Here is a 26,308-nt window from a genome sequence, read left to right as displayed (position 1 = left end):
ACCTCTCTCAGCCCTCGTCACCCGAGAAATGGGGGTTCCAGATGTGGGCGGTGACCACGCCGTTTTCGTCGATGACCAAGCAGTTCCTGATATAGCGGACATCGACACTGTGCACGAAGGCCACCTCCGCCTCGATGGGGTCGCCCAGACCCATTCTCGTCACGTCGACACCGCCCGGCGCGTAGATCTCGTATACGTAGGACACGACCTTTGGCGTGCCCTCTGACTTGCCCTCGCCCAGTTCTCGCATGGCCCTGGTGATGGCGTGCTGGAGGTCACGGGTCGTCGCGACCAGGCCGCCTCGGACATCGGAAAGATGTTGCGCCAGACCGATCCTCGTGCCCTGCCCGGTGAAGCCCTGCTTGGCGTTGAAGATCACCTCCGGCGGACGGTCGTCGTGCCGGAACAACGGATCCCGGTCCGTGCGCCACACCAGTGCGCGCCGGCCGTACCCCAGCATCAGCGCTTCCTCGACATAAGCTCGGTCGACCCTGGTGCCCTCCCGGACGTGACCGAGCGGGTCATTCCAGTCCGGCCCAGCCGGAACGTCGGGCTTGGGCGTGTTGTTCTGCCAAGGCGTCGCGCGGGGGAAACGCGAGTTGCCTTCCCAGGGCGTGCTGCTCCGGCCACGGTTTTCGGCCGGACCAGGCGGCCGCGGTGCCTGACGCATCGGCGGCCGCAACACGGTGGGCGGCAGGTTCAGGACGGCGCCGGGGGCTCCTCGGTCAGCATCGAGCCCGGGGTCACCGGCTTCGCGTCCCTCCGGTCGATCCGGATGGTCCGGCGGTCGGTTCCCCGCTGGTTCGGACTGGTGAACTCCAGGCCGAGGACCCGGATCGGTGCTCCCGTCGCCTGGTGCCGGAGGGTTGACCCACCTGCCAGCGTGCCGCTGCGCAGCCGGCCGATCACCAGGATCCCGTCTCGGCCCGGCAGGTCGAACGTCTTCTCGACCTCGAACATCGTTGTCGTCATGGTTGCGGAACCTTTCCAGGGCCGGGATTTCGTTGGCTTCCGCCTCTGCTTCGAGGCGCTCTCGGGTCTGCTCGGTCGGGATGATTCCGGAGCGGAGCTGCCGCACGTGGGTCAGCTCGTGGGCGAGCACGGCCACCAGGGTCTCGACGTCGGCGAAGCTGGCCGGGCCGAGCCGGATCTGCCGGCCGGCCAGCTCCGGCGGGGTGACGGCGCAGGCGGCCACCTCGTCGAGGTACTCGATCTCGCTTCTCGTTTCGACCAGATGAACCCCGACGCCGGTCAGGTCGATCCCGGCGGCTTCGGCCGTGCGGGCCACGGTTTCGCGGGTGCGCGGCAGGCCGTCGCCGCTTTCGACGATGTCCTGGTTGCTTCGGGTGGTCCGGCGGCTGAACAAGTCGGGTGCCGGGCCGGAATCCCGGGCCGCGACCACCGCGAAGTCCGTGGCGCCCGCCCGGGCCAGCACCAGGTCCGCGCCGATCCCGACCAGTGCCTCGGCCAGTTGGGTGCCCGGCGCCTCGGCGAACAGGTACACGAGTTTGGTGCCGGGCGGGGCCGTCGCCCGGTCCCTGATGATCCGGCCGAGAAAGATGTCGAAGGCGGGAACGCCGGTTGAGCCGGCCTTCACCACGTCGATCAGGACCGCGGTCCCGTCGGCCAGCGTACCGTGCAGGACGGTCGGCCGGTCGGTGTCGACGCCGTCGATGACCAGCCCGGGCAACGCCAGCCCGGCCAGCCGCCCGGCGTCCAGTTCACCCAGCGCCCACGCGACCTGGCCGGGATCGGCGGGACGGGCGGGCACATCGGGCACCACCGGCGGCGCGACCGGGCCGGTGGCCCGTTCCGGCAGGTTGATCCTCCCCGCCTCCCGGTAGGTGATCGGCAGCAGGGATATGGAGAGCGGGTTTTCCGGTAGCAGCATCAAGGTCCCCGGCACCGGAGACAGGAACACGACCCCGCCCTCGGTCCACCACACCTGGCCCCATTTCTCCACGACCTCTCCGGTTTTGGGGCTGAGGTAGGTCAGGTGCAATGCGGCCATCGGCGGCAGCGGAGAGGGGCTCTTCGGCGCCCACCACTCGCCGTAGATGTCGTCGATGACACTGTCGTAGCTGTCGTGGGCTTCCCAGGTCCCGTGGAGTTGCTCGGCGACGTACGCCTTTCCGTCCACCCGCCAGGCTTCCTCGGGCGGGACCGGTTCGACCCGCATCTCGTTGCCGAGCGTGCCGTGGAAATAGCCGACGACGGCCTGCGGGCCGTTGGTCTGCCAACCTGCCGCATAGGCGTCCGGGCGATGGAAGTTCGGGTTGACCTTGGGCAGCAACGGGTGCTGGTTGGCGATGTACCACCGCTGCTCGGCCGCCGTCACCACACCCGCGTGGATCGCGGGCAGGGCGTTGACCTCGCTGGTTCGCGCCAGTGGCGAGAGTTCGGGCATCCGGAAGTACTTCATGGCCTCCGGGTGTTCCTGCGCCCACCGCAGCAACTCGGGATCGTAGGTACCCTCGGCCCGCAACTGCCGCGCGTTGTACAACATGCCGTACGCCGTCTCGACCAGCGTCACCCAGCGCGCCAGACCGGGCGGTGGCTCCGGGACGTTCCCGCTCACGATGCCACTCGCCGCGGTGACGATCCCCCGGGCGTGCCGATGCCACGTCGGTTCGACGCTGGGCGGGATCATCCCCCGGGTCAGCGCCGAGATGTCGCGATACTGCCGCCATCGCCCGCCACCCATGCTGATGACGTCCCCGCCGGCGGGTTCGGCGGCGAAAAGCCCGCCGGACGCGCCTGGCGCGGGCACCATGCTCGGCCGCGTTCGTCCCGCGGTGAAACGCCACCGGCCGCCGCCGGCCGGGAACCCGGCCACGGTCACCTTTCCGTCCGGCGGAACGTCGGCGATACCGGCGGGAGCAAGGACTTCCGCCCCCAGCGCGTCGGCCAGGCGCTGCGCCCAGAAGATCGCGCCACACGACTCCAGCTGAACCGGACGGCCTTCGGTGTAGTGGGGGCTGTTCCTGATCGCCTCGGCGACTTCTTCCGGACTGATCCGGTACTGCTCCTCGCCGGCCTGCTCGGGGCTGGGCGCGAGGCCGGGCACCGGATGCCCGGATATGCTGCTGTGCAAGGTAACCAGGTAGGGCTGCCGCGGATCCGGAGCGTTTCCGTTGGTGATGCGCAGGTGCGCGTCGCCGGTGTCCGGGTCGTTCCCGATCGCCATTCCGGCGGGCGCGTACCGCACCTGCTGGCCGGTGCTCACCGTCGCGTCCGCCGGTTTCTGACCGTCCGGTGTGGACGGCTTGGGGTTGATCAGGTCGTCGATGCTGCGCGGCGCGGCGGGACCCTGGTGCGACGCTGGGAAGCCGGTCTTGGGCGGGCCCGGGTGCGACGGGGCCGGCCCGGGATCGGGCCGGCTGGACGGACCGGCCGGGCGCGGCGGCTTCGGCGGGACCGGCGCGGTCGGCGAGCCACCGGGATCGCCGGGATCGTCAGGGTTGTCGGGATCGGTGGGATCATCGGGGTTCGGTGCCTCGATGAGCTTCGGGGCGCTCAGGTCGACGGCCAGGTGTGCGCCCGGCAGGCGGTCGGCCAGCGCGTGCATGATCTCCTTCGCGGGATCCAGTGCCCGGGAGTTCCGCACCCGCTGCCAGACTCCGTTGCCCGCCCACAGCAGTGCGCCGGAGAAGCCGATCGCCGCACCCGCGGCGTCCAGCAGCGGCATCGACGAAAGCCCCATCACCCCGAGCCCGCCCAGCGCGGACGCGGCGGTGAACGCGGCCAGCGGGCCCTTCCGTGCGCCCTGCCTGCCCAGCTTGAGCTCGATGTCGAAGCCCAGCTTCGAGATGTAGGCGGTGGCGCCGGTGAGCGCGGCCATCACACCCGCCTCGAGCCACCTGCCCTCGACGAGGTCCTGCACCACCAGCATGCCGTTGGCGACGGTCAGAACCGGGAACGCGACCGCGTTCTGGATCCACCGGTACAGCGGACGCAGCGTGTTGTCCAAACCGGACAGTCCGCTGACGAAGTTCGGCAGCGCGGCGATCAGGAACAGGCCGTCCGCCACGGCGTAGGCACCCCCGACCCACGCGCCGAATCCGGGCAGGTGCATCGCCTGATCGCTGTGCGCGGCCAGGTTCACCAGCCAGCTAAGGGCGATCCCGCCCGCCACCAGCCTGCCGAGCAGGCCCGAGTGCGGGTGCAGCATGCTGATCGCGCCGGGGTCGGCGCCGAACGACCTGCCGACCATGTTCAGGTAGCGGGACACCTCCTCGCTGATGTCCTGCGCCCGCTGGAACTGCGTCTCCCCCTCAGCCAGCGGGGCGTAGATGATGGCCTGCAGACCGGTGAGGAACTGGACGGTTTCCTCCGCCGTCTTGCTCTCCACCTCCGCCAGGATCTTCTCGAACCGGCCGAGCGGATTGACGTCGGCCGCCAGGTACTCGTTGATCAACCGGCTGATCGACACGGCGGACTGGTAGTCCAGCCTGCCGCGCTCCACCAGTCCTTCCGTGCGTGCCCGGTTGTACTGCGAGTACGCGACCTTTGCGCTGTTCAGCACACCCCGCAGCGCGAACGCCGAACTGCCCGCGATGCCGAACGCTCCGGCCGCGAGCGCGGCGGGCACGCCGAACACCGCACCCGCACCGATCGCGACCGCGGCGCCGGCACCGAGCTTGGCCCAGGCCGACGCGTTCCGGTTGAGCCATTCCGTGCGGAACTTGGCGATGTTTTCCCGGGTCTCGACCTGCTCGCGCTCGGTCTGCTCGACCAGGTCGATGAGCTCGCCGAGTTTGCCCGCCCGCTCGGCTTCCGAGAACGGCAGGGTGGCGAGCCGATCGGGGTCCATGTTGAGCCTGGCCCGGGCGGCCTCGCCCGCTTCGAGAGCGGCCCGCATCCGGTCGCCGGCGAGCAACGCGTCCACGGTATGCCCGCCGCGGGCCAGCGCGTCGGTGTTCGCCGACGGCCGGACCCCGCCGCGTTCATGCCACAGCCTGGCCAGTTCCTCGCGGAAGACCCGGAAGTCGTCGGCGAGCTCCGCGGCGGCGAGCCGGGCCGCGGTGGCGTAGAGGCGCCGTGGGTTGTGATTCGCCGCGACCCGCTGGTCGGCGGCGTCGTACCACATCTTCATCGACTTCAGCTGCGGGTTGGCCAGCCACGGCTGGTCGCCGGTGAGCTTGGCCTCCTCAAGCCCGAAGGTGGGGCCGTACGGCTGGTAATCCGGGTCGGGCACCCAGCCCTCGGCGAGCCGGTCGTTCGTCCAGTCCCGCACCCGCTGTTGGCGCTCCGAGCCGAACGACTCGAGAAACCCGTCCCAGGCACCGGAGGAGATCTCGTTGAACGCGAACCTCGCCGTCGCCTCGCCCGCCTCGGCGTGCAGCGCGGCGAAGTTGCCGTGCATCAGCTTCGCGACGGCCTGTTTCCCGCCCGGCCGGGCCTCGATCTCGTCGAGCAGCGGAGCCATCTCGTTGGGGTGGCGCAGATAGTGCCCGCCCGGCTGCGGGTTGACCGAGTCGGTACCGAACACCAGCCGGTCCTGGTTGCGGATGACGAACCGGATGAACTCCTCTTTGACCGCCGCGTTCTCGGCGTTCTGGACGTGCTGGGCGAGCACGTTCCAGGACAGGTCCATCCTGATGTTCGTGGTGTCCAGCAACCATTGCAGCCATTCCAGGTGCCCGACGGTGAGGTTCGTCCAGTGCCCGACCCCGAGGTGTGCCCAGACCACCCTCGCCCCGGCGAACCGTTCCTGCTGCAGCAGGTGCGCCATCGGCGCGAGGTTGCGCTCGTCCGGCGGGCCTGGCTTCTGCAACCCGTTGTCCGCCAGCCGGGCCAGGCCCATGTCGTTGTGCAGGATCAGTACCTGACCGGTGATGGCGATGGCGGTCAGCAGCTCGACGACGTTCGGGTTGTACATCTCGGGCGCGGTTTCCGGCAGACCGCGCATTTCCTGGTACCGGCCCGCGGCCGCGAGCAGGGCGTGAATCCGGGACGCGTTGCGGGTGAGGACGTCATAGAACTCCATTCCGGCGAGGTCGCTGAAGCTGCCGTCGGCCGGGAACAGGCGGTTCAGCGCCGGATCCTGCCTGGCCTGGGTGTCGAACGACTCCCGGCTGAGCCGTCCGGCCGCGAGGTCTGCCTTGACCAGTTCGGCGGCGGCGATCAGCTTTCCGGCGAAGTCCACCCAGACCGGGTTGAACACCTCGCTCGCCTGCCGTTTCAGCATCGGCTGGACGAGTTCCTTGGTGATGGTGGTCTCGGCGAGATACCTGGCCACGTCGCCGTGCAGGATCAGCTTCGACATCAGGTAGGCGCCGACCCCTGGAATGTCCAATCTGGACCCGGAGATACCGGGGAACCAGTGCGACTTCTCCTCCTCGGTCATCGACTCCCTTGCGTCGAAGAACCGTACGTCGGAGAACTGGCCGTGCATGTCGAGCATTTTCTTGCCGAACACGGTGGACATGCGCACGGCACTGGTGAGCGCGTAGTAGAAGGCACCGCTGGAACCGGCGACCAGGCCGCGACCGCGCTGCGGGATGGGCGAGGCGACCACGATGTTCGGCAGGCCCTTGGTGACCAGCCATTTCACCAGATCCCGGTAGTCGATGTAGCGCCCGGCGTCGTAGCCCTCGGGGTGCATGTGGATGTCGTGGAAGAACGGGAAGCGTTTCGGCTTGCCCAGCCGCCGCGCGACCCGCTCGGGCACCCCGAGTTCCCTGAGCTGCTGGGCGTAGTCCGGACTGTTCGGGTCGAGCGCGGCCAGTTCGCTCTGTATGTCCGCGGGGAACGCCGGGCGGCCGAGGGCGCGGTCGGTCAGCGCGGTCAGGTTCGCCACCAGCGTCTGGTTCAGATCGACCAGTGGCCGTCTGCTTTCCGGCAGGATCTCCGGCTTGCCGGTGATCGCGCTGACCTCGTCGAAGTCCAGTCCGGTGAGACCGGCGATGGCCAGGTTGGACAGTCCGGCCAGGCTTGCCTTGCGCATCACGCCGGTTAGCGCCTCACGGTACTCCCGGCGCGCCTGCTCCCGCGCGGTTTCGGCGGCCCGCAGCGCCTCAGTCGCCTGTTCGAGCCGGTTCTGCCGCTCGACGACCTCCTGGCGCACCCCAGTGGTGCCCGCCACGGCCGGGCCTTCGTGCGCTTCGGCGGACAGCAGTCGTTGCGCGGCAACGTATTCGGCAGGCAGGTTCAGCGCCTCGGCGACCTCCTGCTGTTCGGCGACGTTGAGCAGGTGCGGTGCCCAGCCGGTGAGTTCCTCGGCCGCCCCGCGCGCCCGGCGCAGCTCGTACAGTGCCTCCTGGTATTCGCGTTCGGCCGCGCGCCACGCCGGTGCCGGTTCCGCGGCCCGCGCCGCGGCCAGCAGTTCACCGCGGATCCCGAACCTGGCGAGAACGCCGGGATTGCGCGGCCTTTCCGGTTCCGCGGGCTCGTCGCGCCGGGGCAGCTCGGGCCGGGTGCGCACCGACCTGAGTTTGGCCTCCGGCCAGGCGAGCACCTTTTCCCTGATCTTCTCCGGCAACCCGTTCCGCACCGCCTCAGCGGCGATCTTCTCCATTGTGGACAGTGCTTCGTCGCGGGCCTGCCGCCATTGCCGATCGGCCGGCTCCAGCATCGCGATGGCCCCCTCTGCCGTGCCGAGCAACTGCCGGTAGTGAGTCGCTGCCGACCGCACCAGCTCGGTGAAGTCCTGCTGTTCCAGCATGCGCGCATCCGGTAGCCGCCCGCGCACCGACGGGTCGGCCGCGATCGCCCGCACCGCTTGCGACGACATACCGTAGGCCGCCGCCAGCACCTCGATGACCTCGGCGTCGTACTGGTCCCGCCCGGTCAGCTCGGTCCACCGAGCCAGCAGCGCCTTCACGTAGAGGTCACGGTTCCCGATCCGCCCGACCGCCCGTGCGTAGGTGCCCAGCATGTCTTGCAACGCCTGCTGCTGGGGCAGCGTCGCGGTGGCCACGTCGGTCAGTTGCCTGGCCAGGTCCACGCCGCGCAGCAGGTACCGGCCGGGAATGATGTCGAAGGTGAACAGCCGGGCCAGCGCGGCCCGCCAGCCCCGGCCGGGCTCGGGGTTCTCCCTCGGCTGTTGCGGTGTTCCGGTCGAGGGGCCGGACGGCTCCGCCTGCGTCTGCCCCTCGACGGTGAAGACCTGGGCACCGTGGTGCACCAGGACGGTGTGGAAACCGTTGTCCAGTAATGAATCCACGACCGTCTGCGACAGTTGCCCGGTGTCGAGCGCGATCCGGGCCTCGGCGCCCTCCGCCTGCTGTCCGAGTATCTCGAGCCCAGCCGCGCCGGACAGCCGCAGGCCGGTGATCTTCAGGCCGGGCAGGCCCAGGTCGGCCAGCAGCCCGGGATGCAGATCGGCGAGGGCCAGCGCCGCGTCGACCGCGGCGAGGAGCCGGCCGACGTTGCGCTCGTGTCCCTCCAGTGCCGCCCGGTCGACCGTGACGTCGCCGTCCAGTACCCGGCCGACGTCGTGCAGGCTGTCCCGGAGGTCCTGCTCAACCTGGCTGACGTCGATGCCGCGCGCTGCCAGTTCGTCAAGGATTCGCTTGGCGTCGGCCGCTTCCAGCAGGATTCCCTTGCCGGGATCGGGGCTGAGCAGGCGCAGCTCGGCCGGGGTCACCCCGCCCTCGCCCGGCGGGGTGGTCGGCCCAGCGCTCGGCTCGGTGGTCGATTTCCCCAGCAGGTCGGCGATCCGCCACAGAGCTGCCGCCGCTTCGGCCGGATGTAACCGCGCCAGCAAAGCGGATATTTCCCGCCGCGCCAAGGGGTTCCCGCCCCACATCCGGTGCACGGCGGCCTCGGCGGCCAACCGCTCGCCCAGCACCTGCCAGGTGGCATCGGTCATCCCGGCGGTGATGTCGCTGATCGTCCGGCCGATCGTGCCGGGCGACAGTCGCGCCGCCACGTCCCGCACCAGATCCGCCAGCTCGCCCGGGGCGACGGTGCCGAGCAGGTCGCCGATCGCTAGTGCCTTGTTGAGTGTCCAGTTCGCGAGTCCTTGTGTGGACCGTGTTTCGAGCGGGCCGATGGCGTTCGCGGTTAGTTTGGTCAGCAGGTTTTCTTTTGCGGCAAGGATTTCGAAGGTCGGCTGCTCATCGGTGTGTAGTACTGGTATCGCGTCGAAGCCTGTGGCCAGTAGTTGCCAGGATAGTTCCGTCAGCCGCTCGCGGGTTCCGGAGTCGCCTTTGTTGGTGAGGATGAGGAGTCGTCGGTTTGTGTCGGTTGGGGGGATCGAGTTGTGGTAGTGCTGGATTTCGTCGAGTAGTTCCTGGGGGTCGCGGTTGTTCAGTTGTGTGACGACGATTCGGTATTCGGGGCTGTTGGAGGCGGCGCTGTGAACCGGGAATTCCAGGAGGTTTCCGGTTCGTTGGGGAGCATCGAAGCGTCCGGGGAGCCACAGGTTTTGCAGTGCGGTGTCATCCAGTGCCAGCAAGGCTACCGCCGCGGTCGCGGCTACTTCCTGGTCGGGGCTGTCGAGTAGGTGTGTGAGTGTGTTTATGACCTGTGTGGACGGTTGATCTGGTGTCGCCAAGTGACTGGCTGTCGCCAGCAGTCCCGCGACCTCCTCGAGCCGGCCGGCGCTGGGGGGTGGATCGGGCGGTCGGTTGTTGTCCGTGGCCGGGTGGTCGGGCGTGTGCTTGCTGGTGGTGTCCGCCGGTGGCGCGTTCGGCTGGTTCATGTGCTCCAGCCGATTCCGCAGTGCCTCGGAGGCGGCGTCCTGGATGTGCGGGACGATGTCGCGCATGTTCTGCTCGGCCTGGTGCAGCGCGTGCTCGGTGGCGTCGGTGTGGTGAGTGTCGTGGGCCTTGGCCGCGTTGACGTATTGGACGACGACCTTCTGCACGCTCGGGTCGGGATCGACGGCGTACACGGCGTCGTCGGGTGAACCGAAGAAGACGACGTCGCCCGTGCCTCCGTCGCGGCCCCCGCGGTTCATCAACTGCCGGTCGGCGTCCAGCCACTTCGAGTGGCTGTCGCCGATCACGTGTAGGCCACCGGCCGCATCCTCCGCCACGGCGATCTTGATGTCCGTTCCCCGGCCGCCGACGTTGTTGGTCAGTGTCACCGCGCCGAACTTGCCAGCATTCTTGAGGATCTGCTCGTATGCTTCGTCCGCGTTACCTCTTTCCTGGTGTTCCAGCATCCATTTGGCGTCGACCGCATTGTGTTCCACGCCCAGCTCGTTCAGCATTTTCGAGAGCTTCTGGATGTCGACGTTGTTCTGGGCCACGATCAGCTGCGGCCGGCCGGTCCCGTCCGCCCACGTTTCCTTGATGTGCTGGACGATCTCGCGCAGCTTCGACGCGTCGTCGGGGTTGATCACGTCCGGATGCACGACCAGTCGGTGTTCCTGATAGCGGTGGACGTCGTGCACCTGGTCGGGAAGGTAGCCGAAGGCGCCGAAGTTGTGGCCCTTCGCGGTTCCCGAAGCGCCGACAACCGACACGATCGACGGATTGGACAACACCTGGTGCAGCGTGGTGCTCAGGCTGCCGTCGTTGTCCGGGCGGATGGTCAGCCCCAGGTGCTCCTCGATCGCCTGGGCCAACCCGTTGTTCCACCGGGACACCGACGACTTCTGCAGGTCGGCCAGCACCTGCCCGGTGACCTCGTCGATGATGTAGATCTTGCCGTGGTGCGCCTCGTAGTGGGTTCCCAACTCATACACCCACCGTGCGTACGCGGCCATGTTCAACCGGTGCACCTGTTCGCCGGTCAGCTCGTGGTTCAGCAGTCCTTCCAGCTTGTTACGGCCCGCATCGGTCAATGCCGCGCCCCCACCCCGCTGGCCCGGGGCGCGGCCGAAGTCCGCCTCGGACAGATCCCCGGTCTTCAGGTAGCCGCGCAGGGTGTTACCGGCGAAGGTGACCTTGTCGAGCACGTCCTGGGGCGCCGGCTGGTCCATGTCCCCCCGGGAGAGGAGGTACAGCCCGTTCGAGTGGATGAACGCCTCGTCGGCCTCGTCCATCAGGACGTGGATCTTGAGCTGGGCATCGGGCCCGGTCTGTCCCTGGAGCAGACCGTGCTTCAACACACCGAAGGCCAGGTCCTGCGGAGTGCCAAGGTAGATCGTCGGCCGTCCGTCGCTCGGCGGCGGTGGCATGTCGTCGGAGTTCATCCGGTGAATGTCGAAGCCGAATTCGGTCAGCAGATCCAGGTACGTGGGCAATTCGCGGTCGGCCAGGTTGTCCCGCGTGGTCATCATGTACACCGCGTCGATGTTCTCCTCGACCGCCCTGGTAACCGCATTGAAGAAGAACAGCCAGGACTTCCCCTCTCCCGCGGCCATATCGACCATCTTGTGGTGGTCGAACGCCAGTGCAGCGTCCATCTGTGTCCACCGCAGCGAGACGCCCTTCTCGCGGCGCAACAACTCGAAGGTGGCCGCCCTCGTGTCGTCGGGGTTGCTGTTCTTGAGCAGTTCCTCCAGCTGCTTGTTGTCGATGTTGGTCAGCTTGTTCTCGACGGGAACCCGTTCACCGGAACGGGCCGCGATGTCGTTGAGCGTCCGTGCCGTGTCGTGTGCCTTGTTCGCGGCCGCCATGTACGCCTCGAAGCCGGCCGTGTCCACTAGCGCGTGTTTGGACCAAATACCCTCGGAGTTCGGCACGAAGATTTCCGGCTGCGGCAGGCGGTTGCCGGCCGCGTCCTTGGTCATCCGGTACGCCGTCACCGAGTTCGTGCCCTTGTCGAACACCTTCTCGTTACCGGTGCCGAAGGTGACGGACTTCTCGCCGTCATCGGTCCGCACGATGACCGACTCGTCGTGGCTGATCTTCTGGACGACGACCTCGCCCGGCTCCCTCCGCGGCGGCGACCACTGCCCGTCGAACCCGCGCTCATGGCTGATGCCGTCCGGCAGCACCACGTGCTTGAGGTTCCCCGACCCGTCGAACATGCCTTTCGTGCCAGGCGGCAGCTCCGCCCGGCCCGGCTGCCCGTCCGCGGCCGGCTTGTGCTCGAACGATCCCCCGTCCGCTGAGGTGTACCAACCGTCGTCACCGCGATGCCAGTTCGCCCCCTCGGCGAATACCTCGTGTTCCCACACCGCGTGACCGCCGCCGGAGGGTCGGCCATTCGAATCGGACGCGCCGTCGTGCTGGTGTTCCTGGTATACGGCTAGTGCCTTGTTGAGTGTCCAGTTCGCGAGTCCTTGTGTGGACCGTGGTTGGAGCGGGCCGATGGCGTTCGTGGTTAGTTTGGTCAGCAGGTTTTCTTTTGCGGCAAGGATGTCGAAGGTTGGCTGCCCATTGGTGTGTAGTACTGGTACTGCGTCGAATCCTGTGGCTAGTAGTTGCCAGGACAGTTCCGTCAGCCGTTCGGGGTTTTCGGTTTCACCTTTGTTGGTGAGGATGAGGAGTCGTCGGTTCGTGTCGGTTGGGGGGATCGAGTTCTGGTAGTGCTGGATTTCGTCGAGTAGTTCCTGGGGGTCTCGGTTGTTCAGTTGTGTGACGACGATTCGGTATTCGGGGCTGTTGGAGGCGGCGCTGGAAACCGGGAATTCCAGGAGGTTTCCGGTTCGTTGGGGAGCATCGAAGCGTCCGGGGAGCCACAGGTTTTGCAGTGCGGTGTCATCCAGTGCCAGCAAGGTTACCGCTGCGGTCGCGGCTACTTCCTGGTCGGGGCTGTCGAGTAGGTGTGTGAGTGTGTTTATGACCTGTGTGGACGGTCGGTCTGGTGTCGCCAAGTGACTGGCTGTCGCCAGCAGTCCCGCGACGTCCTCGAGCCGGCCGGCTGTGGTCAGGACGTTCACTTCTTCGCGGAGCTCGTCGCTCATGTGGAGCAGCGAGATCCGGGGCGTGGTGGCCGGGCGGTGCGGGGAACGGTTGCTGTACAACACGGCCGCGGCACCGGTCAACTGGCTGGCGAGCCCGGTCAGGTCCGGCTCGTCCGGCCCTTGCCATTCGCGGCTGAAGACCACGTAGGGTTTTTCGCCTTTGACCTTCGCGAGATATTGCTGGGCGAGGCGCAGTGCTTCGTTCCGGCCTGCCTCGTCGGGGCGGTGTATGGGGATGATCACGCCGGTTTTGGTCCGGCCGCCGGGAAGTTCGAAGGTGAACTCGGCGACCCCGTCGACGGTTTTGCGTTGGGGGAGCCGAGTCCGGTCCCGGAAGTTCGTTGCCTGAGGAAAGCCGAGCTTGTTCCGGTCCTCGGTGCCGGCCCGGCCGAGCGCGGCGAGGAAACCTGTTTCCGGGTATGCCATTGACAGGTATTCGTCGTTCTTTTGCATTGCCAGGTCGTGCAGCAGCGAGACCATTTCCGAGGACGGCAGGTGCCGGCGATACGCGTCCCTGACTTGCTTCGGCAGCGACGGCAGCAGGGCCGCGACTCGGCGGCGCATTTCGTCGGACAGCGGGAACTGCACGGGTGAACGAAAGAAGTTTTCCAGGGCCCGCAGGGTATCGATGTCGTCGGCGAGGTTGAGCAGCTTGATGACGAGGTTGTTCGCGAATTGCCATTCGGTGCGGCGTCCGTAACGTGGCTGAATTCCGCTGGCGCCGTTGGGTCCGAGGCTCCCGCCGCTCTTTCGGGCTCGTGGCGCCTGGCGGCCGTTGAGCTCGGCCAGGCGGTCGCTGATGGCGGGGCGGTCTTCTTCGAGTTCGTTGGTGAGGAAGCGGAGTTTCTCGGCGAGGCTCGCGTGCGAGGTGATGAACGTGCGGTCGCGGACGCTGCGTGCGCGGTCGAAGATGACCTTGTCGGTGAGCCATTCGAGGATGCGGGTGGCGGTGACGCCGGTGATCAGGACGAGTGCCCAGAGGTCGGTGAGCTCGGTGTCGCCGAGCTGTCTGCGGACTTCGTCGGGCAGATCGAAGAGCGGGTTCTCGTCGGGCGCGGGCACCGGGGGCGCCGGCGGTTCCTGGCCGGGGTAGTCCTGCCGCATGGGGACGGTTTCGGTCCATTCGCGGACCGGTCGCTGTGTCGGTGGGTCGGCGGCATAGTCGTGACGAAGTGGGGTGACTACCGGCCCTTCGTGCGTGGGCTGGGGGTACTCGACCTCGGGCGTGGTCAGCGGGCGGGGGACTTCGGGCTTGGTTTGCGGCAGTGGGGTGAACGGCCGGCCTCGGCGGGGATGGCCGTCGGGCCAGGGAAAGTCGCCCGGCAGTTGGGGAATCGCGGTCACGGCGGAGATCGCGCTCGGAGGGCCGACTCGCGTCGGTGCCGGATGGCCTGTGCGGGTTGGCTCGCCGATCCGGGTGGGCGCAGGGTCTCCTACTCGGACCGGCGCGGGGTCTGAGACTCGGGTGGGCGGCGGGTCTCCTACGCGAGTCGGTGTCGGGTCGCCGACCCGGAGTGGTGCTGGATCCCCGACCGGCGTCCGTACCGGGTCGCCGACGCGAGGTGGTTCGGTCCGCGCGGCGTGCTCTCCTGCTTGGCCGGTGATGGCCTGGGGTAGCCGCTCGATCCGGGCGGGTTCGGCCCGGGGTAGCTCGGGCACCGGCTGGTCCGCGGTTTTTGTGGTCTGTTTTGTCTCAAGCGGTGCCTTGGGGACGGCTTGTGGGGCGGGCTGCGTCTCCGGTGCGGGTGTTGTGTGGGGTACGGCCGATGCCGCCTCCGGTGTCGCTGGTGACACTTCGGGTACGAAGTCGCGGTTCACCAAGGCGGGGTTGTCGCTGGTGTCGCCCGCGTGCGGCGCGGCAGAGCCGTCGGCGGGCGGCGACGCGGACCCGGCCTCCGGCGGAGCCGGCGTACGCGCGGGTGGCTCCGGGCGCTGCTCGGGAGGCATCGAGACCGAGTCTGGTTTGCCTGTTTCCCCCGTCTCCACTATCTGTTGCCGCGCGACCCGTTCATCGATCGTCATGGGCTCGGCGAGTTCCCCGGCATCACCGCGCTCGGCTTGCCGCACCTCGTTGACGATCGTCGTGGATGACGGGTGCGGCTGGTCAGGTTTCGGGGAGCCCGCGGCCGCCCCGTGACCCGCGGTGGCCGGCCTTTCCGCCACCGCGACCGAGCTACTCCGCGCCGCCCCCTGCGCCGCCGCACCACCGCTGCCGCCAGGTGGCGGTGGAGGAGTGCCGCCGCCCGGCCCGGTACCGCCGTCGGACTCATCAGGCCCGCCATGCCGTTTGGCGTATTCCGCCGGGTGCTTCTCTTTCGCGAAATCGTCAATGGACGGCGGGTTGTCATCGGGCCTGCCCCGCGGCGAATCGGTTTCGGCACTCGCGGGACCGTCAGTAGCGCCGTCTTCGCCGTGACCTTGCCCGGCTTCCGCCGAGTCGCGGCCATGCTCCTTGACCAGCGGCTGGACGCTGCCATCCTCGCGGATGACAAACGAGAGGCCACGCTGACCCGCCTCGCCCGTCCGCGGAGCGCGGGGCTCGCCGGCTCGCCCGGAATCGCCCTGGTGATTCGCCGAACCAGGCGTGTTTTCCTTGGTCTCGCTGGCCGAGTCACTCTTCGGACCCGCGGCCTCGGCGGTTCTCGCGGCCTCCAGGTCCGCGGTGCCCGGAAGTGCTTTCGCCCTGTTCGCCCAGGCGTCGGCGCCCAGACCACCGTTGTGCAAGTCGGACACCCTGACCGGGGTGCTGTGCCCGGGCCGGATCGCCGCGGGTCCTTCCGCTCCACGTGTGATGGGAAGGTCCTCGGTCGCGCGCAAAAACGCGAACTCCCGCCGAACATGGGCCGGATAGCCGCTGTCGGCCGTCTCGTGCCATACCTGGTCGAACACGGCTGTTTGCCGGGGAGTGAGGGTGCTGTAGAGCTGTCGTGCCTCTGGCGGCCCCGCCGAGCCGTCAGCGGTCGCGGGGCGACCCGCGCCGAGGCCCGGCTGATCGGTCCGGCCGCCATCGGCACTGTGTGGTGTGTGAGCTACTCGTGGGCCGGAGGGGGAGTCGCCAGCGGGAGGTGTCGGTGGGACGTCTTCTGGCCCAGGACCGCCTTTCGCCTCTACCGGCTTGCCACCGGCCGCCAGTGCCCGGCCCTTGACCGCCTCTTGAGTTCGAGGTTCCGGCGTAGCGGTCCCGGCCTTCTCCGCCGTGGCGGGCCGGCTTGTGCCTTCGCTTGTGGCCTTGGGCTGCTCTCCGGTCTTCGCCGCGGAGTCCGGTTTGGACTCCACGGCGCCTGGTTTCGGCGCTTGCGACTGCGTGCTTGCCTTTGAAGTGTCCCCGGTGGATGGTTGCTCGCCGCCCGTCGGCTTCATCGGGGTGTGTGCGGAAGTCGAGTTGCCAGAACCTCCACCGTGGGCGGTCCCACCGGTGTTCCCCGATGCTTGGGGGGCCGCCTGCTGCGCCATGGCTGGGGCGGCGCCGCCTGCTTGCTCGCCGGTGGCCGTTACGGCCTCGTGGCCGGGATTGGCACCGGCCGCACCGGAATCCGCGTTGCCGGCCGAACTTCCCGGGTGTTCGGACTGCGTGCCGCCCTGAGCAGCGGTGGCTCCACCTTGCTGGCCCCCGTGCTGTGACCCCCCGCCGGTCTGTGCGTGTGCCGAACCCGCGGACTCGGCAGACCCAGCGGAACTACCGGCCCCAGCGGACTCACCAGAACCGGCAGGCCGTGCCGGCTCAGACCCGGCATGAGGGTCTCCACCCGTCGGATGGGCGTTGCTTCCGGACGGTGGATTGTCGCCACCGTGGGTTTTGATCAGGTCCGACAAGGTGTTCGGGGGCTTGCCGGTGATCTGCGACGCGGTAGTGGCTCCACCGTGTACGGACAGCGCGCCGAGGCCACCGGCGCCCGCTCCCGCGATCGCGCCGCCGACCGGGTCCTCGTGGTTCATCGCCGCACCGGTGACGGCACCCGTGACGGCCATGCCCACGGTATTGCCGATCTGCCCCGCTACCGTATCCGATATCCGCGGAATATTGCTGACCGCCCGGCTTGTGCCTTGGCCGATCCACTTTCCGGCGCCCTGATAAACGCCGTGGGCGATGGTGCCCGCTATGGCGCCGTTCACCGCGGCTTTCCCTACGTGATCCCAGTCGATGGGGCCGTATCCCCGGAGGTTGCTCCATTCCTGGCCGGCGAGATTGCCCAGGCCACCGGTAGCGGCACCGACAGCCGCGCTCAAACCGCCCTGTACCGCGAGCCTGCCCAGGGCGCCCAGCTCGTCGACCCATTTGGCGAACTGTGCCATTTTCACCGCGAGCATGGCGCCGAACCGGGCCGCGAAGAAGGCTTCGCCCGCGGGCCCCGCCAGAGCGAAAGACAAGGCGAACAAGCCGACGTTGATGGCGAGGTCGGCGATGATCTCACCTTTGATGTCGGAGATCTTCTTGGCGTAGTCCCGGCAAAACTCGGCCAGCTTGTGGCATTGGTCGGCCAGCGCCTGAACTCCGCCGTTGCCGTCGGTTCCGACCAGGAGGTTGCGAATGGACTCGTGGGCGGCGAGCCCACCCAGGTCCTGCCACGCTTGGCGAAGCTCGTTGAGCTGGGCCATGGCGTCGTCGACGACCTTTTTCAGCGCGTTGCCGAGCAAATCCCAGGTGTCGCCCAGCTTCTTGGCATCACCTTCGCTGTCTCGCGGCCAGACCGCGTCGATGCCCCAGATCCTCTTGGTCCGGATGAAAAGCTCGTCACCCGGCTCCGGAATATCGCCCGGGTCGGACATGCCGCGGTCCTAGTCCTGCTGCGAACGTCGCAGGGCGGCGGCGTTCTGCGCGTCCACCGCCCGGTACCTGGTCACCTGCACGTGACCGTCCTGCGCGTCCTGGCTGAGCATCCGCAGCCTTTGCTGGACATAACGAAAAGTATCGGTCGCGCTCGGCTTATAGGAGTTGAGAAAACTTTCCCCCGCCTTCCCGTTGCCCAGGGTCATTTCCTGCTCGAGAACCTGGCGAATACTCGGCAACCCCTCGGTGAAAGTCTGGTGAATCTGGCCCAGTGCCTGAAAAATCCGTTCGGCCGCATCGGGATACATGTCGATAAGCCCGTCGGCGTTGTTGACGATTCCGCTTTCGTCCGGCGGTGCCATCAGCGACCCCTCCCCGCGACCTGCCGGTCGAGCTCGTGCAGCAGCGGCCCGGCCCGGAAATCAGCCGTCTCCGCCTGGGCTTCGGGCGGCAGAAATCCCGCCAGAATCTCGAAAGTCTCCTGCCGGGCGCCCTCCGCCGCCTCGTGCACCACCGCGGTGATATCGGCCGCGAGCTGATCCGAATCGGGACTCCGGTAAATACGCGGGTCCAGTCGGAGTGACACGAGTTCCCCGGAACCACCGACGACCGCCGTGATCAGGTCATCGTCGGACGAAGCCTCGGCCCGCACCTCTGCCATCTGGGCCTGCGCGCTCCGGACATCCTCGGCCAGCCGCCGGTATTCGTCGTACATGTCCACGGGGCTCTCCCTTCTCGCCCAGCCAGTCTGCGGCCCAGACCGGCCCGGACAGCGGCGATGACCGGTAGCTGCCATCGCCGGGAACCCCCGCGAAACCTGCCGCAGCATGGCGAGGGTGAAACGACACCGTCTGGTCTCGATCGCCGCCGTGGCCCTGCTCCTGTTCGCCGCGACCAGTGGGGTCGCGCACGCGGCACCCCCGGCGGGCGCCTGCCGCGACGCCGAGCCCGCGCACGCCCAGATCACGGCTCAGCCGTGGGCGCAGCAAATGCTCGATCCCGATGCCGCCTGGCCGTACAGCCGCGGCGGCGGGGTGGTCGTCGGCGTCGTCGACTCCGGGGTGGACGCCGACCACCCGCAGCTACGCAGGCCGGGCAAGGTGCTCACCGGCAGGGACTTCGTGGCCGGCCAGAACCTGCCGGGCAACTTCGACTGCGACTCTCACGGCACCGCGGTGGCGAGCATCATCGCGGGCGATTCCTTGCCCGGCACAGGTTTCCATGGCATGGCCCCGGACGCGCGGATCTTGCCCGTGCGGGTCACCGAGCGGGATCTCGGCGAGCAGGGGCAGACCCTGCGGATCAGCCCCCAGACGATCGGTGACGCCATTCGCTACGCGGTCGACCAGGGTGCGCGTGTGCTCAACCTGTCCCTGGCCGGCACCGCCGACTTCCCCGCCATCCGAGACGCCGTCGCCTACGCCGTGGCCAGGGACGTCGTCGTGGTAGCCGCGGCGGGCAACGCGCAGCAGGACACCTCAACCGAGCTGCCCTCGTACCCAGCCGATTATCCCGGCGTGCTTGGCGTCGGCGAGATCGACATCGACGGCGCGCGGGCCGCCAATTCCCAGATCGGGTCCTACGTAGGCATTGTCGCGCCAGGAGACAAGGTGCTGGCCGCGACCAGGGTGGACGGTCACGCCTACGTGGAGGGCACCAGCTTCGCCACGCCCTTCGTCGCGGGCACGGCCGCACTGGTACGGGCTGCCTGGCCGCAACTGTCCGCGGCCGAAGTGATCCAGCGGATCAAGGCGACCGCGAGCCCGGCCCGCGGCGGCCAGGGCAGCGACTCCTACGGTGCGGGCTTGGTGAACCCGTACCGCGCGGTCACGGACGGAATGGACCTCAGCCCAGCGGCCAATGTCCCAAATTACCAACCCGCACCAGTGGACCAAGCCGCGCTCGATCGCGCGAACTGGCTGGACGACGTCGAAAACAAGGCGGGCTGGCTGACCCTGGCTGTGCTCGGCGCGATCGTGCTGGCCGCGCTGACCGTCGTCGTCATGCGCCGTGGCCGGCGGCGTGGCTGGGAACCGGGGCTGGCCGCCTCCCCGGCAGCCGAACCGGCCGTGAACGAGCCGCCAGAACAGGTTTTCCTCATCAAGAAGTCCTGACGGGACAAACAAGAGCGCGCCCCGCAGGAGTGCGGGGCGCGCCGGGTGGTTCGGCGACCTACGCGTGCCACATCGCCGCGCAGCTCTGCACGCAGTCCCGCGAGCGGTCCAGCGCGTCAACGGTGGCCCCGCGAAGCGCGGTGACCTGGTCGTTGTACTCGGCCGCGGTTTTGTTGTGCTGGCCGAGGCGCGCCTCCATCGACTCGCCATCGGCGCCGGTGAAGAACGACGCATGCGCGTCCTTCGCGTGCTGGTAGACGTCGGTGAACGCCCCGGTGTCGAGACCGACATTCGTGCCCATGGCCTCGATCTGGCCCTGCACGGAGTCGAAATGCATCAGGATCTGACCGTCGGACATGCCTTTTCCTTTCTCTGGTGAAACTTTTGTCAGGCCGAGATGGCGTTGGAGATCGCCGCGCTGTCGACGTGGAAACCACCCGAGGCGCTGAGGACGCGGCCGTTGTCGGAATCGGTGTCGAAATACTTGTTCGACGAGGTCACCATGGTGTCGGCGAGGCCGTCACCGGTGGTGGTCAGCCGCTTGTTCTGGCCGAACCGTTCCGGCTCGATGTTCTGGAAGGTCCGGCCGCCCTGACCTTTCCACACCGCCTCCAGACCGGTGTTGCCGCCGTTGAGGCGGGTGTTGCGGCCCGCGACCTCTTCGTGGGACTGACGCCAGTTGTCGGCGGTGCGGCGCATCGCGTCGACATCGCCGTGCATGAAGTCGTAGCCCGACATAGAGCCCTCCATTCCGTTGTGCGCGAGGTATTACCCTGCCGACGCTAGAGCCGGAGAACCTCCGGAAAGGCCGTACGGCACGTTCCTGCCAAGGCGGCCACAGGGAGCCCCCGAACCCGCACTATGACGACCATGGCGACTGTCCTGGTGAAGCGACCGGCGCGTAAACCGGCGCCGGAAATGCCCGCGGGCGAGCTGATGCTGCAGCCGCCGCCCGCGATTCCGGCCCCGCCGGGCCGGCAGTGGGCGCAGGTGTTCACCGTGCTGCCGATGCTGGCCATGATGGCGTCGATGCTGTTGCTGTATTCGGGCAGCATGGCCGGGTCCATCCGGTTCGTGATCTACGGCCTGATGGGCGTCGGCATGCTTGGCATGCTCATCACCGGTTTCCTGCAGAGCGGCGGCCCGAGCAAGCGCGAAATGGGTCACGCCAGGCGAAAGTACCTGCGGCACCTTTCGCAGCACCGGGTCCGGTTGCGCCGCGCGGTGCGCCGCCAGCGTGCGACCATGGACTACCTGCACCCGGAGCCCGAGGCGCTGTGGTCGCTCGTGGCGAGCTACCGGCTGTGGGAGCGCCGCAAGGAGGACAAGGACTTCGCCGTCGCGCGCATCGGCCGTGGCCCGCAGAACCCGGCGCTGACCCTGGTCGCACCGGACACGCTGCCGCTGGAAGAACTCGAACCGCTGTCCGCCTTGGCTTTGCGCCGGTTTCTCGTCACGCACAGCACCGTCAACCGGCTTCCGTTGGCCATCGCCGTCAACGGGTTCAGCCGGATCCACCTGACCGGAGACCGCGAGGCGACGCTGGGCATGCTGCGCGCGGTGCTGGCCCAGTTGGCCACCCTCCAGTCGCCCGACGACCTGCGTATCGCCGTCTGCACGAGCGAGCATCGCCGTATCGACTGGGAATGGGTCAAGTGGCTCCCGCACGCCCAGCACCCGGAACGCGCCGACGCGCTCGGCCCGCTGCGCCTGGTCGCGCCGACGATCTCCGCGCTGGAGTCGATGCTGGAGGAGGAACTCGGTTCGCGGCCGCGGTTCGATCCCGATGACCAGGTCCGCGTTCCCGGCCCCCACCTGGTGGTCGTTCTGGACGGCGGAGTCGTCGCCGGGTCCGATCACCTGATGACCGGCGGCGGGGTCGAGGGCGTCACGGTCGTCGATCTGACCACCACGCCACCGCGCACCCCGGACCGGTCCGCCGTCGTGCTCGCGGTCGACGAGGACGGCACGCTGACCAACCTGGGCGCCGACGGTGACGCACCGCTCGGCCGGGCGGACTTCCTCGATCTCCTCGCCGCGGAGGGGCTGGCCCGGCAGCTGGCACCGTTGCGGCTGACCGCCGGGATCCGCGGCGACGCGCCGATGAGCTCGGAGCTGGGGCTCGCGGATTTGCTGGAGCTGGACGATCCCTACGACCTCGACCCGGACGACACGTGGGTGCCGCGGCCCAACCGCGACCGGCTGCGGATCCGGTTCGGCATCGGAGAGGACGGCACGCCCATCGACCTGGATCTCAAGGAATCCGCCCAGGATGGCATGGGGCCACACGGTTTGCTGATCGGCGCGACCGGTTCGGGCAAGTCGGAGCTGCTGCGGACCCTCGTGCTGGCGCTCGCGGTCACGCACCCACCGAGCTCGCTGAACTTCGCGCTGATCGACTTCAAGGGCGGCGCGACCTTCACCAGGCTGGACAAGCTGCCGCACACCAGCGCGGTGATCACGAACCTGGCCGAGGAACTGCACCTGGTCGACCGGATGACCGACGCGATCAACGGCGAGCTGATCCGGCGGCAGGAACTCCTTCGCGCGGCCGGAAACTTCTCGTCCCTGCGCGACTACGAGAAGGCCCGCCAGGCGGGCGCGCCGCTTCCCGAGGTGCCGACCCTGCTGGTCATCTGCGACGAATTCTCCGAACTGCTGTCAGCCAAGCCGGACTTCATCGACATGTTCGTCCAAATCGGACGGTTGGGCCGCTCGCTCGGGGTGCACCTGCTACTCGCTTCGCAGCGGCTGGACGAGGGCAGGCTGCGTGGGCTGGAAGGCCACCTGTCCTACCGGATCGGCCTGCGGACGTTCTCCGAGATGGAAAGCCGCGCGGTGCTCGGCGTGCCGGACGCGTTCAAACTGCCCAGGGCGCCGGGCAACGGCTTCCTCAAGGTCGGCACCGATCCCATGGTGCGGTTCCGCTCCGCCTACGTATCCGGCGTGCACCAGCGGACCACTCAAGCTGGAGCGGCCGTCGCCGCGCAGGAACACTTGGTACTGAACGAATACACCACCGCCTATGTCGCCCCCGCGTTCGACGTCGACGATACGGAAGCCGAGCAGGAGCCCGACTCCGCGATGGGCGACACGCTGCTGGACATCATGGTCGACCGTCTGGTCGGCCGCGGCACCCCGGCGCACCAGGTTTGGTTGCCGCCGCTGGACGAATCGCCGACCCTGGACCAGCTGCTGCCCGAACTGGTCCACCATCGCGAGCGCGGGCTGACCGCCAACTCGACCGAACTGGCCGGCTCGCTGCGCCCGGTGCTCGGAATCGTGGACCGCCCGTTCGAGCAGCGACGCGATCCGCTGACGCTCGACCTCTCCGGCGCGGCCGGGCACGTCGTGGTGGTCGGCGGGCCGCGCACCGGCAAGAGCACCGCACTGCGCACGCTCATCTCAAGCCTCGCGCTTACGCACACCCCGCGCGAAGTACAGTTCTACTGTCTCGATTTCGGCGGCGGCTCGCTGGCCCCGATGGTCGGCCTGCCGCACGTCGCCGGGGTGGCCGGGCGGCTCGACACCGGCGCGGTCCGCCGCACGGTCGCCGAGGTGGCGACGGTGCTGGAACAACGCGAGCGGCGGTTCGCCGAGCACAAGATCGACAGCATGGCCACCTACCGGAAACTGAAGGCGGCGGGCAACTTCGCCGACGATCCACACGGTGACGTGTTCCTCGTCGTCGACGGCTGGCTGACCCTGCGCAACGACTTCGAGGTGCAGGAGGACCAGGTCGGCGACATCGCCGCGCGCGGACTCGCCTACGGCGTGCACGTGGTCGCGAGCTGTTCCCGCTCGTTCGACCTGCGGATGAACGTCCGGGACCTGTTCGCCAGCCGGCTCGAGCTGAAGATCAGCGATCCGATCGACTCGCTCATCGACCGGCGCGCCGCCATGGGCGTGCCCGCCGAGAAGCCAGGGCGCGGGCTGGCGATGAGCAAGCACCAGATGCTGATCGCGTTGCCGCGTATCGACGGCGGGCAGGACGCGGACAACCTGGCCACCGGAATCGACGGCATGGTCGAGAAGATCGCCGCGGCCTGGCCAGGCGACCACGTGCCCTCGGTGCGGCTGCTGCCCGGTTTGTTCCCGTATCACGAACTTCCCGCCACCGACACGCTTTCCGGGCCGAACGCGGGGCTGTCCATCGGTATCCACGAGCACGACCTGTCGCCCGTGCGGCTCAACTTCGCCACGGATCCGCATTTCTTCGCGCTGGCCGACACCGAAAGCGGCAAGACGTCGTTCCTGCGCGTGCTGGCACGCCGGATCTGCGAGACATACACGCCGGAACAGGCGCGGATCGTGCTCATCGACCACCGGCGGTCGCTGCTCGGCGAGATCCCCGACGAGTACCTGCTCGGCACCGGTAGCAACGACGCGCACAGCATCGAGTTGATGAACGAGGTCGTCGCCGCGATCTCCAAACGTCTGCCGGGCCCGGACGTGACGCCGGAGCAGCTGCGTGCCCGGAGCTGGTGGCAGGGGCCGGAAATCTTCGTGCTCGTCGACGACTACGACATGGTCGCCACGCACAAGGACCACCCGCTCATGCCGCTGTTCCCGCTCGCCGCGCAAGCCTCCGACATCGGCCTGCGAGTGGTGCTCGCCCGGCGATCCGGCGGCGCGGGCAAGGGGCTGTTCGAACCGGTGCTCAACCGGTTGCGTGAGGTCGGCGCGAGCGGCTTGATGATGTCCGGCGACCGGGACGAGGGCCCGCTGCTCGGCGGAATGCGCGCGCAGGTGCTGCCGCCCGGCCGCGGCTGGCTGGTCGACCGGCGTGGCACCAAGAGCCTGGTGCAGCTCGCGTGGCTGCCGCCGCGCCAGTAGATGGCCGGTTCCTGTCGTCGCCCGTCGCGTGGGCCCGTGGCGTGTTTGAGTGGTCAGGACAACGAGTCAGGAGCAACTGATGGCACCACCATCAAAAATGGACGGTATCCCCGGGGCGATGCTGCGGTTCGCCGAGCTCGCCGACCAACTGGCATGCACGGAGCTACCGGCTGAGGTCACCGGCCGGGGCAACGGCCAGTGCGGCAGCGGGGTGAACGGGCATGACGAGGTGATCGACGCCGACAACAAGACCACCGCGTTGCTGTACGAGTTCATCACGCGGTTCAAGGAGACGGTGGCCGCGCTGAGCACCTTCGCCCACTACGCCGGCACCACCTACGACTTCACCGACCAGGCCAACAAGGCCGCGTTCGACGCGTTCACCAAGGCCGAGTTCGACAAGATGACCGGCGAAGGGCTGCCCGACGTCCTGCCCGCGCTCAGTTCCCCGGAAAGCAAGTAGGGGCGCGGGCATGGCCGACTATGGGACGCTTTCCGTCGAGGATCTCCGCGCGATGATGGTGGCGGAAGCGGACCGGCACGCGCCGATGCTCGACGCCGCGGCGGCGATGTGGAAGTCCGCTCGGGCCTGGTTGAGCTCGCAGGCCCAGTTGTTGCGGGCGATGCAGCGTGACCTCGGCGAGTCCTGGCGCGATCTGGCGGGCACCGTTTTCGACGAGACGCTCACCGGGATCATCAGTGTCACGGAGTCGTGGACCGACGAGGGCATGACGGATCCGGAGTCGGGCAAGCCCTCGGCCACCGGGGTCACCACGGATGACCTCACCACGGGGATCGACTCGCTGGCCCAGGGAATCCGCAACGTCCGACGTGAGGCGGACGGCGAGGTGGAAAAGCTTTCGGCCAACGCGTCGGACAAGGACCGGGCCGACGCCCGGGATGTCGTCGCGTCCAAAATGAACTCGCTGATTCCCTATTACGACAACGTGGCCACCCGCATGCACATCGCCATCGGGCGGCCGATGACCGACGTGCCGCTGGTCGCGGTGCCATCGTCCGCAACGGACGGTCCGCCTGGTCCTGCCGCTGCTCCGACCGCCGGTGGTGGCGGTGATCCGAGTTCGGTCGACCCGCAGGACGCCCCGGGTGCTCAGGACCCGGCGAATGCGCAGGGTCCGGACAAAGCCAAGGACGGCTCCCAGGAATCGCCGTTGGTGACCGCGAAGAACGCGGTCGACGTGGCGAGCAAACTCGTTGACCTGGCCAAGAACGCGGCCTCCTCCGGGGCTTCGCAGATACCTGATCCGGCGAGCCTGGCCGGGAGTACGTTCGATCCGTCGGACTTGCTGAACACCGCGGACTCTCCGCTGGGTTCCGTGCCGGACTCGGGTCTGCCGGGCCTGGCTTCGAGTGGCGGCGGGGGCTTGGGCGGCTCGACGGGTGCACTGTCCGGTTTGGGCAGTATTTCGTCCGGCGGTCTTCCCGTGTCCGGCTCGATTTCCGGTAGCGCGAGCAGTGCGATACCGGCGGTCATGGGTTCGTCCACCGCGGCCGGAAGTACCGGCGTGGGCGGGATTCCGCCGATGTATCCGCCGCAGACCGGGGCGGGGCGGGGCTCCTCCGGCGGTGTCCGGTCCGGGGCGGCGGAGCAGGTCAACGCCGTGAAGTCCCGTAAGCCCGACGAGAAGGCCGGTGTCGTGCTGCCCGGCCGGGACGGCCAGGGCAAGGAAGGGCGGAACCGCAAGGGCAAGGGCACACCCGCGCAGCAGGCCTTGTCGCAGGCGCCGAAACCGCGGCCCGTCACCGAAGGCGAGCCTGTGCTCGACGAAGACCTGTGGCGCGTCAAGGCCACCGAAACCAGTTACCGAACCTAAGGAGGGG

9 protein-coding genes are annotated in these 26,308 nt (G+C 68.4%); 4 read left to right on the top strand and 5 right to left on the bottom strand.

The genetic code is table 11. The features are described 5' to 3' along the window. Positions 1-7 precede the first annotated feature (7 nt). The 3 genes from A3CU_RS0121090 to A3CU_RS0121080 are packed head-to-tail and all read right to left on the bottom strand — an operon-like array spanning position 8 to position 18,231. Complete coding sequence (locus tag A3CU_RS0121090) at positions 8-17,515, bottom strand: WXG100-like domain-containing protein (RefSeq protein WP_027943988.1); 17,508 nt, start codon at positions 17,513-17,515, stop codon at positions 8-10. A gap of 9 nt (positions 17,516-17,524) precedes the next feature. Further along, positions 17,525-17,878, bottom strand: coding sequence for a hypothetical protein (locus A3CU_RS0121085; RefSeq protein ID WP_027943987.1), 354 nt, complete (start codon positions 17,876-17,878; stop codon positions 17,525-17,527). After that, positions 17,878-18,231, bottom strand: a complete 354-nt coding sequence (locus A3CU_RS0121080) for a YbaB/EbfC family nucleoid-associated protein (RefSeq protein WP_027943986.1) — start codon at positions 18,229-18,231, stop codon at positions 17,878-17,880. Before A3CU_RS0121080 ends, A3CU_RS0121085 begins: the two co-directional genes overlap by 1 nt. 112 nt (positions 18,232-18,343) lie before the next feature. Between A3CU_RS0121080 and mycP the strand changes: the two genes are divergently transcribed. After that, positions 18,344-19,630, top strand: a complete 1,287-nt coding sequence (gene mycP, locus A3CU_RS0121075) for a type VII secretion-associated serine protease mycosin (protein WP_027943985.1) — start codon at positions 18,344-18,346, stop codon at positions 19,628-19,630. A 58-nt stretch (positions 19,631-19,688) separates the two neighbouring features. On the opposite strand, the gene A3CU_RS0121070 is transcribed toward mycP, so the two are convergent. Further along, complete coding sequence (locus A3CU_RS0121070) at positions 19,689-19,988, bottom strand: hypothetical protein (RefSeq protein ID WP_027943984.1); 300 nt, start codon at positions 19,986-19,988, stop codon at positions 19,689-19,691. Positions 19,989-20,017: 29 nt separating this feature from the next. After that, positions 20,018-20,368: a WXG100 family type VII secretion target gene (locus A3CU_RS0121065; protein ID WP_027943983.1), complete on the bottom strand. Its 351-nt coding sequence runs from the start codon at positions 20,366-20,368 to the stop codon at positions 20,018-20,020. A 132-nt stretch (positions 20,369-20,500) separates the two neighbouring features. Between A3CU_RS0121065 and A3CU_RS0121060 the strand changes: the two genes are divergently transcribed. The 3 genes from A3CU_RS0121060 to A3CU_RS0121050 all read left to right on the top strand — a co-directional run bounded on the left by A3CU_RS0121060 (position 20,501) and on the right by A3CU_RS0121050 (position 26,301). Continuing rightward, positions 20,501-24,466, top strand: a complete 3,966-nt coding sequence (locus A3CU_RS0121060; protein WP_027943982.1) for a type VII secretion protein EccC — start codon at positions 20,501-20,503, stop codon at positions 24,464-24,466. Between the two features lie 79 nt (positions 24,467-24,545). Then, on the top strand, positions 24,546-24,929 hold the full coding sequence (locus A3CU_RS0121055) for a hypothetical protein (protein WP_156960454.1): 384 nt from the start codon (positions 24,546-24,548) through the stop codon (positions 24,927-24,929). Positions 24,930-24,939: 10 nt separating this feature from the next. Further along, on the top strand, positions 24,940-26,301 hold the full coding sequence (locus A3CU_RS0121050) for a hypothetical protein (protein WP_027943980.1): 1,362 nt from the start codon (positions 24,940-24,942) through the stop codon (positions 26,299-26,301). Positions 26,302-26,308: the final 7 nt, after the last annotated feature.

The sequence above is a fragment of the Amycolatopsis taiwanensis DSM 45107 genome, from assembly GCF_000519205.1.
Taxonomy (GTDB): Bacteria; Actinomycetota; Actinomycetes; order Mycobacteriales; family Pseudonocardiaceae; genus Amycolatopsis_E; species Amycolatopsis_E taiwanensis.
This window is presented reverse-complemented; position numbering and strand designations above follow the sequence as displayed.